Below are 12,546 nucleotides of genomic sequence, written 5' to 3' on the forward strand. Positions count from 1 at the left end.
CGGCATCGATTGAATCAAAGTGGATTGACGCGCGACTGATAAGGCGCTGACATATGGTCTCGAGCCCGCTCCGCCACCTGCATCAGTAGAGCATCAGCACGGTGTCAGCGTGGTCTGGCATAGTTTTCGAACAGACAGCGGAGCGCGGTGAAAACGCCGGATCCGCAGGGAGAGGTAGCCGTAGCGGCCTAACGGATCCCTGCCTTGGGCAGGGAAGGGCTTTAGCCCTCGCAGGTTCGAATCCTGCCCTCTCCGCCGCAGCGCTGGTGGGCCGGCATGCCGGCCCACCATTGCTATGTGGAATCAGATCAGCCCTCCCAGAAGGAGAGAGTGATGTCGGGTACCGAGACCCGCACGATCGGTGTCACGCGTATGTACACCGATGCGGCGGGGGAGACGCACTTCGCCGAGGAAAAGCTGGACCTCGCCGAAGTCAACTTCGCGCCGCCGGCCCCCTCCATGTTCCTCTCGACGGCCACGGAGGCCAAGGCGAGTGTGTATCTGCTCCTCCCCGACGGCTACTTCGGGGACTTCCATCCCGCGCCCCGGAAGCAGGTGATGACGCTCCTGAAGGGCGAGCTGGAGGTCCAGGTCAGCGACGGGGAGTCGCGGAGTTTCCTCCCGGGGGGAAGCGTTCTCGTGGAGGACGTGACCGGCAAGGGGCACTCGACGAGGAGCGTGGGCGGCGAATCGCTCCTCATCGTCACGCAGCTGTGATCCGCAGCTCGCGGCGCCCGCACATCCGGTCCCTGGAGGGTAGATGAAGGTCACTCTGTTCGAGCAGGCGCCCTACCGGTTTCTGCCTTCGGACTTCGAAGCGCATCACGATTCGGTGTGCAGCACCCCCTACAGTCTGACGACCGAAGCGGGCGTGTACTCCTCGGTGGTCGACTACATCGACGAGTTGATGACGGGTGCCCGGGCGGGGTTCGACGGCATCTCGCTCACCGAGCACGGCCAGAGTTCCTACGACCTGTCGCCGAACCCGAACCTCGTGGCCAGTGCTGTCGCCTATGCCACGGAAACCGAGAGGCTCAGCACCGCGATCTTCCCCATGGGGCGGTCGCTCGGCAAGACACGAGAACCCGTGCGGGTCGCCGAAGAGTACGCGATGGTTGACGTCATCAGCGGGGGCCGGCTCATCGCGGGCTTTCCGGTGGGACTCAGCTACGACGCCAGTATCAACAACGGAATCCCGCCCATTGAGGTCCGGGGGCGCTTCGAGGAGAACCTCGAACTCATCCTGCGCGCCTGGCGCGACCGCGACCCCTTTGCCTGGAACGGCCGCTACGGTCAGTTCCCGCAGGTCAACCTCTGGCCCAGGCCGTTGCAGGAACAGCCGCCGGTGTGGATCACCGGAATCGGGAACCCCCGCACGATGCAGCTTACGCTGGAACGCGGGTTCGGGTTCAACTACTTCGGGTTCGCCGGCGCCAAACTGACTGGCAAGCGGATATTCGAGCGGTTCTGGGAACTGGCCGACCAGCTCGGTCTCGAACGCAACCCCTACCGGATGGGTTTTCTCCAGACGATCGCGGTAAGCGAGACCGACGCGCGGGCCGAAAAGGAATACGGCGCGCACGCCGAATACGCCTACCGGAAGGGACTGGGCGCCATCCCGCCGGAGATGCTGGGGCTGCCCGGCGGTGTCAACATCCACGGCGTCAAGGCCATGCTGAAAGACCCCGGGGACTTCGGCATGTACGGCACGATGCGCACCGCCGGCTTCGGGGAACTCGCCGACGCCGGAGTCGTCATCGCGGGCAGTCCCGCCACAGTGCGTGACCAACTCCTCGAGTACTGCACGACGTACGGGATCGGGAACCTGCACGCCATGCTCGGCTTCGGGTCCATGCCGAAGGACCTGGTGCAGAAGAACATCCATCTGTTCGCCACCGAGGTCCTGCCCCATCTGCGCACGCTGTGGCAGGACCAGGGCTTTGCCCATCACTGGTGGCCCAAGCGGCTGGGAGGCGTGCCACTTCCAGCGGCCCAGGAGCACGCGCCGTCCGCGGCAGGGAGGACGCAGGCCTCATGACCACCACCGAACGCGCACAGCCCTCGCCCCGCGAGGAGACAGTGGACGTCTGGAACGGACGGCTGCGACTGAGGGTGAAGGTGGCGGGCCAGGGCGCTCCGCTGCTGTACCTCCACGGGTCCACCGGGCTGGCCTGGGACCCCTTCCTGTCCCGCCTGGCCGAGCAGTACACGGTCTACGCCCCCGAGTTCCCCGGCACGAGCGCGGGTGAGCCCGACGCCGCGCACGTCATCGACGACCTGTCCGACATGGTCCTCGTCTTCGAGGAGGCGAGCCGGTCCCTGGGCCTGAGCCAACCGGTCGTCGTGGGCCACGATTTCGGCGGCATGCTCGCCGCGGAGCTCGCGGCGCACTTCCCCGCGCTCCCCGGAAAGTTGGTGCTGATATCGCCCCTGGGGCTGTGGCGCGATGATCTGCCCGTCGCCACCCTCTCCGCCGCCTCCCAGACGGAGCTGCCGGGTCTGCTCTTCCACGACCCGTCCGGCGATGTCGCCCAGGCGGCCCTGGCGTTCCCGGAGGATCCCGAGGCGGCCGTGGAGGCAGCCGCGGGCATGGTCTGGTCGCTCGGCAGCACCGGTAAGTATCTGTGGCCGATTCCCGACCGCGGGCTGCGGGCACGGCTGCACCGCGTGGCCGCGCGGACGCTGATCGTGTGGGGACGCGAGGACCGCCTTGCTCCGGCCGCTTACGCCGACGAGTTCGCGGGCCTCATCCGCGACAGTGCCGTGGCCCTCATCGACGACAGCGGGCACCTGCCGCAGGTGGAGCAGTTCAAACAGGCGCTGACTCGGATCGAGGAGTTCCTGAAGTGAGCCACGGCGGGAACTCTCTGTTCAGCCTCTCGGGGAAGACCGCTCTGGTGACCGGCGCCTCCCGTGGCATCGGGCGGGCCATCGCACTCGGTTACGCCGAGGCAGGTGCCGACGTCGCCCTCCTGGCCCGGGGAGCCGAGAGGCTGGAGGAGGTGAGAGCCGAGGTCGAGAAGCTGGGGCGACGCGCGATCAGTCTGGTGTGCGACGTCGAGGACCCGGACCAGATCCGGGCCTGTGTGCAGCAGACAGTGGCCGAGATGGGGCCCCTGGACATCGTCGTGAACAACGCCGGCGGGTTCACCTGCGCCGGTTCCTTCCACGACCTGGAAGTCGCGCAATGGCAGCGAGAGATGCGGCTCAACTTCGAATCCGCTCTGCACGTCTGCCGCGCCGTCGGCCGGGACATGACCGAACGCGGGCGCGGATCCATCATCAACATCGCCTCGATCACGGGGGAGGCCGGTCTTCCCCACTACTCGCCCTACGCGGTGTCAAAAGCCGCGGTGATCGCCCTTACCCATTCGCTCGCCGCAGAGTGGGCCGTGACCGGGGTCCGGGTCAATGCGATCTCGGCCGGCTGGGTGCACACCGACCTCACCGATGGAATCGCCACGGACCCGCGGACGGCCGAGGCCCTGCTCCAGATCGTGCCGGCAGGGAGGTTCGGCACCCCCGACGAACTCGTCGGACTCGCCGTCTATCTGGCGAGTGACGCCTCCCGGTTCATGACCGGTTCGTCCGTCGTCATCGACGGCGGGGTGAGCGCCTTCTACGGCGGTGCCGCCGTTCTGGAGGTGCCCGGTAGCCAGTCTCGGTCTCAGAAGGTCCCGGGAATCCAGGGCTGAGGCGCTCTCACTCAACAATCTCCACAGCAATACAGCGCACCTTCGGGGCGCGCCGGGGCGGCAGATTCCCCGGCGCGCCCCGAAGGTGCTCCTGCATAGCCTGATACATGCCGACATCAGTTCGATGTCCTGAGGGTATATTCCGGCCGAAGCTGAGGCTCCTCGGCGGCTGTGAGCCGCCCTCGCAACCCCGCGTGAACTGCGGGCATGTGCGATGAGATTCCGCAGAGTGCAGAATTCGACTGGCCAGGGCCCTGCAACTTGCCTGTCTCGAATGCGCTGCCCTTGCTTAAAACACGTCTTGACTGGCTTCAGCGGGCCTGATATGTCCAATAGCTCTGATCGCAATGTGCGGGTAAATTGTCTCCACCAACAAGCAGTCCATCATCCCCGGAGCATGCCGATGACCCAGCAAGAACGCGCTGTACGGACGAGACGGGATCTGATCAGCTCTGCTGCTGATGTATTCAACCTCAGGGGGTTTGCCCTTTCATCACTCATGGAGATCAGCTCCCGGGCGGGCGTCAGCTATGGGGCATTACATTTTCACTTCAAGAACAAGAGAATGCTGGGGGAAGAGGTCGAACGGGTTGCATTTCAGCTGCTTCACGAGATTATAGAGCGCGGTCAGCTGCGCGATCACCCAGCTCCTTTGCAGCTTCTTGTAGACACCTCGCACCGCTTGGCGCAACGAGTCGCAGAAGATTCCGTACTCCGCGCCGGATTTCGACTCGGCAGCGACGCGACATGGGACGGGAGGATCGATCTGCGGCAGGAATGGTGCAACTGGGTGGAGTCCGTTCTGCGCCGCTCCAGGGAGCAGGGGTGCCTGGCGTCGGACGTGGTGCTGGAGGATGCGGCCTCGGCGATTACAGCGGCGATTGTCGGCTTCGAGGTACTCGGGCGCGCGGAAGGGAATACCGATGGGGCCTGGTGCTCCCGGCACGCGACGACGCGCTTTTGGGACCTGATACTTCCCCGCCTCACCTCGGGAATGGCGGTGGTCGATTTTGACACCGCGGGCGGGCAGGTGAAGGCCGCGGCGGCGCAGAGCTGACGCACGCCGGCGCGACGGAAACCGTCGCCGCGTTTCCGGCAGCCGCAGACGGGCCGGGGAGTTCGCCGCTGCAGAGCGGGCGCTGTCGGCCGCGGAGTAGGGGCGCGCGCGAACCTGGCACGGCGCCGGCTCGCCCCGCTGTTCGACTTCTCGAATTCGGCGGCCGGGGGGGCCGTCAACCATCTCGGTCCCAGGACTGCCGCCACTCCGCCGCCCACCAGGTCGACGCCGACGTCCGTCTCGGCATCGCGCACCGCCGTACCAGGGGGCGGGAAGCTGCCAGCCGGAAAGGAGGAACGCAATCGTTCCGACAAGCACGTGTGCGCCCGTGTCGAGCACTTCGCCCGCACGGAGGGCTGGAAACCCCGCCTCACGCGATTGAGCCGATCAGCCCGCGGAAGTGGCAGAGCATCACCTGGCGCGGCTCGCCGCCCGACCGCGGAAACAGGCCGTGGGGCCGGCCCGCCGGTTCGCCACCGACCGCTCCACCCCACCCGGGCCGGCGGCGGGGCACGGCCCCTGCCCGCCGAGCGGGGCCGCACTGTCGTCAGCGCCGACGTGCGGCTGCGACTCCTTCGTGCCCACCGTGCACGAGCCCGTCGAGCGTGCCGACAGGCACAGCTGTGCGAGAGGGGGGCCGACAGAAGCGAGCCGACGGCAGGCGTGCAGGCCCGAGCCGCGGCGGGAGCCGCCGCCCACCTGTCCGACACCCCGTCGCGGGCCGGCGGAACCGGAAGACGGTGCCCTTCCCGACGCCGTGCCACCCCAGGCCGCCTGCGCCGCCCGGCCGGACGCCGTCCCGGTCTTCCGCCGGACCCCATGGGTCCGCTCATGGGCTCGGCGTGTGAGTTCTCGCGCCGCGAATGCGGCCCGAAGACTCGCCGTTCGCCGGAACCTGCCGCGCCACCTGCAATGTCTTATGAACAATGCGCCGGCGATGCAGAGGGCGGCTGGTAGAGCTCTCGCTCAGAGGTTCGTTTCCCTCTGTACAGGAAACCGATAGAGTGGTTTTCTTTGTGCAGGGAGCGAACTTTGAGGTGTGGGGCGAGGCGGACCACCTGCGCGCCGCACGGCCAGGCAATTGGCTATTAGAGGGACAGGGGAAGCATGCGCGAAGTGGTTGGCACGGGGACCGGTGGTAGATCCTTCTATCGCACCGGACGCGCATGGTCCGCACTGTTCCCGATCCGCTGCGACAGACCCGTGGCTGATTCGCACCTTGACAGACGGGTGAAGTCTGCGCGAGACCGCGCGCAGACGCCGGGACTCGATCGGCGGAGCGCTGCCCTCCCTTCCTGCCCAGTGCCGAACACCCGCACGATCTCCCCGTCGAGCCTCGGTCTGCCGCGTACAGCGCCGACTTCGAGATACCGGGGCGGGTATCCCTGATTCGTGTCTCCGGTCGCGCCGGGCCAAGACTGACCGAATAGATACCGCCCACCGCGAAAGGCGGCCGATCGACCTTCCATCTGATGTGCGAAAGATGTCGTGCCGCCTGCGCGAAATGCGTTGAATCCTGCTGGTGCAGACGATCTACGGAGGAAGTATGTATTTCTTCACGCTCGGCCCGTCAGAAATCAGAGGAAGTAATCGAATAATGCGCCCCAAGGGGGCCATACAGCAACTCCTGTTCGCGTCGTTCATGGCTACTGCAGGCCAAGTGGTCACAGTGGAATCCCTGGCGGAGGAATTGTGGGGGACTACTCCTCCGAAAAAGATGAACAACGCACTCCAGGCCCAGATCAGCCGGCTTCGGCGCATGCTGGCGCACTTGGAGCCGGATTCGGTGCCGCGTATCACCGCCACCGTCTCCGGCTATCAGTTCAGGCTGAGGTCGGGTGAGCTCGACGCCCAGGTCTTCCTCGACAGCATCGAGGCCATCCGTACCGGCGTCGGGGGCGACCCCCGCCGCTGCGCCAACGACCTGCGCCGCGCCATCACGCTATGGCGGGGGCCAGCCTTCGGCGGAGTCGTCGGAGGGCCCTTATGTCAAACTGCAGCGTCCAAGTACGAGGAGGCCAGGTTATCCGCATTAGAACTGCTCTACGGAATCGAACTCAAGTGCGGCAGGCATGCCCGTATCATTCCGGAGCTGACCGAGACGCTCGCCTTGAATCCCGTCCAGGAGCAGTTCTGCCGACTCCTCATGCTGGCCCTGTACCGTTCCGGCCGTCATATCGACGCGCTGAACACGTACCGGCAGTTCCGGCATCGCCTCAATGAAGATCTCGGCGTCGACCCGTCACCCACGCTGAGGTGGTGTGAAAGCGCGATCCTGGAACACGACCCGGCGCTGCTGGGTGAACCCGCCCTTGCCGGACAGGCCGGCGTGCGCATCTGAGGGCCTGCCGACCCGACAAAGTGGCCGAACCTCGCGACGTCCCCTGCGAGCACGTTCCGTCGTCGACGCCGCCCTCGACCCCGCCGACTCCTCCACGCCCCGACCGCGGCACGAGCCCACGGTGTCGTTCCGGCGTGGCACACCCGACAGATCCTCGTCCTGCCGGGCGGCCGGCACTCCGCCCGATGTCCTGGCGTCGCACGTCCCGTACTGGGATTACTCCGAAAGGTGGCAGTGATCCGCTGTCGAGTGTCGTCGCGCGCGGCAGCGCGTTGAGCAGCCGGTGCGAGAGTCGGACGGTCCGGCTCTCCGGTGCCCTGTTGTGGTGCACCACCTTGACCCGGCGCCGGTGGACGGCGAGAGAGGCGGCTGCTCGTGGCGGCTCCAGGCGTTGCCCGTTGCGGTGCGGAAAACGGAGGCCCCGGGCTGCCCGCCCACCCGCCGTGCGCCGGCCGAGACCGATTCCGCACCGGAGCCGCGTAGTCATGGCCTCGATCGTCAAAGAGGCCGTGATCGAGGCCAGTGCCGATGATGTGTGGGCGGTGATCGGCGACTTCGCCGAGGGGCCGACGCGCATAGCGCCGGGCTATGTCGTCGCGACACGGCTCGCTGCCGCCGATGTCCGGGTGGTGACTTTCGCCGACGGCGTCGTGGCCCGTGAGCGGCTCATCGCTCTCGACCACGCGGCGCGCCGGATCGTCTGGGCGGTCATCGGAGACACTGTGCGGCCCGCACATGACAACGCTTCCTTCCAGGTCGTCGCCGAGAGCGATACACGCACACGGCTGGTATGGATCCACGACGTGCTGCCGGACGAACTCGCCAAGTCGGTCGCGGAGACCATGGACGGCGGACTGGCCGTCATCCGCGAGACGTTGTCCACCCGCGGCTGAGCGGACCGTGGGCGCACGGCCGTCGCCCCCGACCGCCGTCGGGGACGGTGCCCCGACGGCGGTCGGGACACCATGCCCGCCGGCACCCGTGAGGGTGCCGGCGTCCCCGCCCCCGGAGCGCCGGCGCCGAGAAGGCTCAGTGGCCGGCCGCGGAGGAAATGATGCACAGAGGCGAGTCGACCACCGGTCGAGTTCGCCTCGGTACAACAGAAGTCATGCATCCAACGTACCTGGTCGGTTCGCGAGCAAGTAATCTGGCCAAGGCCCAAGTCCGGGAATATCTCGCGCCGATCAGCCGGCGGTTTCCGGATGTCGCGTTCACACACAGGGTCATTCTCGAGGGCGGCGACAGGGATCGGAAGTCCCGGCTCTCCGATGTGTCTGCGATCAGTGGCGGCAGCGCCTTCAGTTCGGAGCAGGAGGCGGCGCTGGCCGGGGGCGACGTGGATGTGGTCATCCATTCCCTGAAGGACCTGCCGACTGCGGACCCGCCCGGACTGATACGGCTGCCGCCGCCCGGCCGTGCGGACGCGCGGGATGCCCTGTGCGGGTCCACCCTGTCCGGCCTGCGGAAAGGCGCACGGGTCGGCACGGGCTCCCCCCGGCGAATTGCTCAACTCCTCGCCGTGCGACCGGATTTGGAAGTGATCCCGATCCGGGGCAATGTTCCGCCCCGTCTGAAGAAGATCGAGACCGCGGGCCTCGACGCGGTGGTCCTGGCCGCCGCGGGGCTGCACCGCCTGGGCCTCGACGACGCCATCGGTGAAATGCTGCCCCTCGACCTGTTCCCGCCCTCTCCCGGTCAAGGCGCCCTCGGCATTCAGATCCGGCAGAGCAGCGTGGAACTCCGGGAGATACTTTCCAGTGTGAGCGACATGGTCGTCGACGCTCAGGTGCGGGCCGAGAGAGCCCTGCTGGCCGAGCTGCACGGCGGTTGCAGCGTGCCCGTGGGCGCGTACGCGAGGACGGGGCCGGACGGGACCCTGTCGCTCTTCGCGCAGGTCACGTCACTCGACGGCACGCAGCGGGTCTCGGGCCGACTGACCGGAACCGTCGGCGAGTCGGAGAAGCTCGGTGCCGCCCTGGCGGCGGATCTCATCGACCGGGGCGCACGTCGCATCCTTGACGGAATTCGGGGTGCGTCCGCGCACAGTGCGCACCTGAGCCGGCCGGGCGGCCCCGGGGCCGCCCGGCCGGACGGCGTCGGCCGTGCCTGACAAGCGCCCCTCACGGTTCGAGTGAATGTCGACGGCCGTGCGACTGGGTGGCTGCCATTCTCGGCGGTACCCGCACGGCGACTGAAGGAGCGGCAGATGACCTTGGAACGAGACGGCACGCGGCGTGCCGGGCAGCCCGAGTCGGAAGGACGGCTGCCGTGAAGCTCCTGATCACCGGAGGCGCCGGTTTCATCGGCTCCCACTACGTCCGCGGTCTCCTCGCGGGTGCCTACCCCGGGCACGAGGAAACCCGGCTCACCGTGCTGGACAAGCTCACCTACTCGGGCACCCTCACCAGTCTTCCGAACGGGCACCCGCGGCTGACCTTCGTACGGGGTGACATCTGCGACCGTGACCTGCTCATGGACGTCCTGCCGGGACACGACGCGATCGTGCACTTCGCCGCCGAATCGCACGTGGACCGGTCGATCGCCGGTTCCGCGCCCTTCATCACGACCAATGTGGTCGGCACCCACACCCTCCTCGAATGCTGTCGGCACACCGGTGTGGAGCGCTTCGTGCACGTCTCGACCGACGAGGTCTACGGGTCCGTGGAGGAGGGCTCGTGGACCGAGTCGTCCCCGCTGGAGCCCAATTCGCCCTACGGGGCGTCAAAGGCCGCATCCGATCTGGTGGTCCGCGCCTTCCACCGTACGTACGGCCTGTGGACCACCGTCACCCGGTGCAGCAACAACTACGGCCCCTATCAGTTCCCCGAAAAGATCATCCCGCTGTTCGTCACACGGCTGCTCGATGGCGGGAAGGTGCCGCTGTACGGCGACGGCCGACACGTGCGCGAATGGCTGCATGTCGACGACCACTGCCGTGCGATCCACCTCGTACTGGAGTCGGGCCGGGCGGGGAGGACGTACAACGTCGGCGGTGGCACCGAGTTGACCAACCGTGAGCTGACCGCAAGGGTGCTCGCCGAGCTCGGTATGGACTGGGACCGTGTGGAACACGTCCGGGACCGCCCGGGACATGACCGGCGGTACTCGCTGAACACCTCGCGCATCCGCGAGGAGCTCGGCTTCGAACCTCGGATCTCGTTCGCACCCGGGCTGGCCGACACCGTCCGCTGGTACCGCGAGAACCGGGCCTGGTGGGAGCCCCTGGCTCGGCGAGCCGCCACGTTCGAAGCGCCCGTTCGGGTGACCGGCGCGTAACGGACCCGCCCACGAGGCGGCACGGGCCCGACGGCCGTCAACTCATCCCAGTTCGGCGGCGATGGCCATGACGTAACTACCGTAGTCGGAGGCGGCCATCCGGGAGCCCAGCCGGTGACAGGCATCGGCGTCGATGAAGCCCATGCGCAATGCGATCTCCTCGATGCAGGCGATCCGCACCCCCTGGCGCTCCTCCAGCGCGCCCACGTACTGACCCGCCTGGAGCAGCGACTTGGGCGTCCCGGTGTCCAGCCAGGCGAATCCTCGGCCCAGGTTCACGAGCCGAGCCCGGCCCCGCTCCAGATAGACGCGGTTCACATCGGTGATCTCCAGCTCGCCGCGCGGTGAGGGCCTGAGGTTCTTCGAGATGTCGACCACGTCGTTGTCGTACAGATACAGGCCCGTGATCGCGCGGTTGGAGCGGGGGTGCCGGGGCTTCTCCTCGATGGAGACGAGATCGCCGTTGGCGTCGCTCTCGCCTACGCCGTACCGCGTGGGGTCGTTGACCGGGTAGCCGAACAGCACACACCCCCGCACGTCCCTGGCGTTCTCCGTGAGCGTCGCCGAGAAGTTGGTGCCGTGAAAGATGTTGTCACCGAGAATCAACGCGACCGGACCGTCCCCGATGTGTTCGGCACCGATGAGGATCGCGTCGGCGATGCCGCGTGGGGAGTGCTGTTCCGCGTAGGTGATGCTGAGCCCGAGCTGGGACCCGTCGCCCAAAAGCGCCCGGAACCTCGGTGTGTCGGTGGGGTTGGTGACGATGAGGATGTCCCGAATGCCCGCAATCATGAGTACCGAGAGCGGGTAGTAGATCATCGGCTTGTCGCCCACCGGGAGAAGCTGTTTCGAAGTACCGATCGTGATCGGGTGCAGACGGGTGCCGGCCCCGCCGGCGAGAATGATGCCCTTCATACGCACGTGGCCCTTCAACATCGCGTTGGGTTGGTGTCCCGCGGAGGCCACAGCACCGCACCGGGCTCGCTTGGCTCTGGAACAGGACTCGACTTCGCGCGTCCAGCCCGGCTTCACCAGTCCTCTAGGGGGTGCTCCGACGATAGGGGCTTGGAGAGGGGCGCCGTCCGACCGCCCGGCACCGTTCGCGAGGAGGAGCAGGCCGGCCGAGGCCCGACGCCCTGAAACCGTCTGCGAGGAGGCTCCAACATGACGTCCGGCCGTGCCCAGTTGCTCCGCGACATGGTGCGCATTCGCGTAGTGGAGGAAACGCTCGCCGACTACTACCGTGACGAGCAGCAGATGCGTACACCCACGCATTTCTCGATCGGCCAAGAGGCGACCGCCGTAGGTGTCTGCGCTGCCACGACCAGCCAGGACCTGGTTTTCACCGCGCACCGCTCGCACGCCCCCTACCTGGCCAAGGGAGGCGATCTCAAGGCCATGGTCGCCGAGTTGTACGGCAAGCAGGCCGGCTGCGCACACGGCCGGGGCGGTTCGATCCACCTGGTCGACCGGGCGGTTGGCTTCGGGGGGTCGGCGGCCATCCTCGGCGAGATGATCCCGGTGGCGGTGGGAGCTGCCTGGGCCTTCGCACGCAGCGGCCGGCCGAGGGCCGTGGCCACCTTCTTCGGCGACGGTGCGACGGAAGAGGGTGTGTTCGCCGAGTCGCTCAACCTGGCGTCGGTACACCGGGTCCCGGTGGTCTTCGTCTGTGAGAACAACCTGTACTCCATCTCCTCCCCGATCGGCGCCCGCCAGCCCGCGGGCTCGACCATCCAGGATCGCGCCGAGGCCGCCGGGGTCACGGCTGCGAGGGTGGACGGCAACGACGTGTTCGCCGTGTACGAGGCGGCGCAACGAGCGCTGCGGCACTGCCGGGAAGGCAACGGACCGTACCTGCTGGAACTCGCCACCTACCGGTGGCGGGAACATGTGGGGCCCGGCTTCGACCACGGCCAGGACCACGGGTACCGACCGGTGCGGGAGACGGAGGCGTGGATGGCCCGCTGCCCGATCGTGCGGGCCACCGAAATCCTGCGTGAGCAGCATCCCGACATCGACCGGACCGTGGCCGAGTGGTCGGCGCAGTACGGCGACGAGATCCAGCGGGCCGTCGTCTACGCCAAGGAGCAGCCCTTCCCCGATGTCGATGCTCTGCTCGACGGTGCCTACCATCCTGTGCCCCGCTGACACCGGTGCACCCGACGAAGAGGACCAGC

The 12,546-nt window shown here is 67.4% G+C and carries 11 protein-coding genes, 1 tRNA gene and 1 pseudogene; 12 read left to right on the forward strand and 1 reads right to left on the reverse strand.

From position 1 onward, the window contains the following. Positions 1-168: 168 nt before the first annotated feature. The 11 genes and pseudogenes from IE258_RS20815 to rfbB all read left to right on the forward strand — a co-directional run bounded on the left by IE258_RS20815 (position 169) and on the right by rfbB (position 10,369). Positions 169-255: transfer RNA gene (locus IE258_RS20815), tRNA-Gln, on the forward strand. 78 nt (positions 256-333) lie between these two features. Continuing rightward, positions 334-717, forward strand: coding sequence for a cupin domain-containing protein (locus IE258_RS20820; protein ID WP_189745625.1), 384 nt, complete (start codon positions 334-336; stop codon positions 715-717). Positions 718-760: 43 nt separating this feature from the next. Beyond that, positions 761-2,038, forward strand: a complete 1,278-nt coding sequence (locus IE258_RS20825; RefSeq protein WP_189745627.1) for an LLM class flavin-dependent oxidoreductase — start codon at positions 761-763, stop codon at positions 2,036-2,038. Next, a complete protein-coding gene (locus IE258_RS20830) occupies positions 2,035-2,850 on the forward strand; it encodes an alpha/beta fold hydrolase (protein WP_189745629.1) in 816 nt (271 codons plus the stop codon). Before IE258_RS20825 ends, IE258_RS20830 begins: the two co-directional genes overlap by 4 nt. After that, positions 2,847-3,695 (forward strand): SDR family NAD(P)-dependent oxidoreductase, encoded by an 849-nt coding sequence (locus IE258_RS20835; RefSeq protein WP_229892291.1) that lies wholly within the window; start codon positions 2,847-2,849, stop codon positions 3,693-3,695. Before IE258_RS20830 ends, IE258_RS20835 begins: the two co-directional genes overlap by 4 nt. Before the next feature lie 397 nt (positions 3,696-4,092). Beyond that, complete coding sequence (locus IE258_RS20840) at positions 4,093-4,752, forward strand: ScbR family autoregulator-binding transcription factor (RefSeq protein WP_229892292.1); 660 nt, start codon at positions 4,093-4,095, stop codon at positions 4,750-4,752. A gap of 105 nt (positions 4,753-4,857) precedes the next feature. Next, a pseudogene (locus IE258_RS42065) lies at positions 4,858-5,115 on the forward strand (hypothetical protein); the annotation flags it as partial. Positions 5,116-6,274: 1,159 nt separating this feature from the next. Next, on the forward strand, positions 6,275-7,093 hold the full coding sequence (locus tag IE258_RS20845; protein WP_229892293.1) for an AfsR/SARP family transcriptional regulator: 819 nt from the start codon (positions 6,275-6,277) through the stop codon (positions 7,091-7,093). 485 nt (positions 7,094-7,578) lie between these two features. Further along, complete coding sequence (locus IE258_RS20850) at positions 7,579-7,986, forward strand: SRPBCC family protein (protein ID WP_189745631.1); 408 nt, start codon at positions 7,579-7,581, stop codon at positions 7,984-7,986. 215 nt (positions 7,987-8,201) lie between these two features. Further along, the gene (gene hemC, locus IE258_RS20855; RefSeq protein WP_189745641.1) at positions 8,202-9,203 is read left to right on the forward strand and encodes a hydroxymethylbilane synthase; all 1,002 of its coding nucleotides are present in this window, start codon (positions 8,202-8,204) and stop codon (positions 9,201-9,203) included. Positions 9,204-9,361: 158 nt separating this feature from the next. Continuing rightward, positions 9,362-10,369 (forward strand): dTDP-glucose 4,6-dehydratase, encoded by a 1,008-nt coding sequence (gene rfbB / locus IE258_RS20860; RefSeq protein ID WP_189745643.1) that lies wholly within the window; start codon positions 9,362-9,364, stop codon positions 10,367-10,369. Positions 10,370-10,411: 42 nt separating this feature from the next. Here the strand turns inward: rfbB and rfbA are convergent, their stop codons facing one another. Continuing rightward, positions 10,412-11,284, reverse strand: a complete 873-nt coding sequence (rfbA, locus tag IE258_RS20865; RefSeq protein WP_189745645.1) for a glucose-1-phosphate thymidylyltransferase RfbA — start codon at positions 11,282-11,284, stop codon at positions 10,412-10,414. 249 nt (positions 11,285-11,533) lie between these two features. Between rfbA and IE258_RS20870 the strand changes: the two genes are divergently transcribed. Continuing rightward, positions 11,534-12,517, forward strand: a complete 984-nt coding sequence (locus IE258_RS20870) for a thiamine pyrophosphate-dependent dehydrogenase E1 component subunit alpha (RefSeq protein WP_189745647.1) — start codon at positions 11,534-11,536, stop codon at positions 12,515-12,517. Positions 12,518-12,546 lie beyond the last annotated feature (29 nt).

The organism is Streptomyces tendae (assembly GCF_014650435.1).
GTDB lineage: Bacteria > Actinomycetota > Actinomycetes > Streptomycetales > Streptomycetaceae > Streptomyces > Streptomyces tendae.

What these genes read in the sequence shown, in the direction of transcription:
- IE258_RS20870 (WP_189745647.1), top strand. Translation starts at nt 11,534, where the DNA reads ATGACGTCCGGCCGTGCCCAGTTGCTCCGCGACATGGTGCGCATTCGC.
- IE258_RS20850 (WP_189745631.1), top strand. Translation starts at nt 7,579, where the DNA reads ATGGCCTCGATCGTCAAAGAGGCCGTGATCGAGGCCAGTGCCGATGAT.
- rfbA (WP_189745645.1), bottom strand. Translation starts at nt 11,284, where the DNA reads ATGAAGGGCATCATTCTCGCCGGCGGGGCCGGCACCCGTCTGCACCCG.
- hemC (WP_189745641.1), top strand. Translation starts at nt 8,202, where the DNA reads ATGCATCCAACGTACCTGGTCGGTTCGCGAGCAAGTAATCTGGCCAAG.
- IE258_RS20820 (WP_189745625.1), top strand. Translation starts at nt 334, where the DNA reads ATGTCGGGTACCGAGACCCGCACGATCGGTGTCACGCGTATGTACACC.
- IE258_RS20825 (WP_189745627.1), top strand. Translation starts at nt 761, where the DNA reads ATGAAGGTCACTCTGTTCGAGCAGGCGCCCTACCGGTTTCTGCCTTCG.
- IE258_RS20840 (WP_229892292.1), top strand. Translation starts at nt 4,093, where the DNA reads ATGCCGATGACCCAGCAAGAACGCGCTGTACGGACGAGACGGGATCTG.
- IE258_RS20830 (WP_189745629.1), top strand. Translation starts at nt 2,035, where the DNA reads ATGACCACCACCGAACGCGCACAGCCCTCGCCCCGCGAGGAGACAGTG.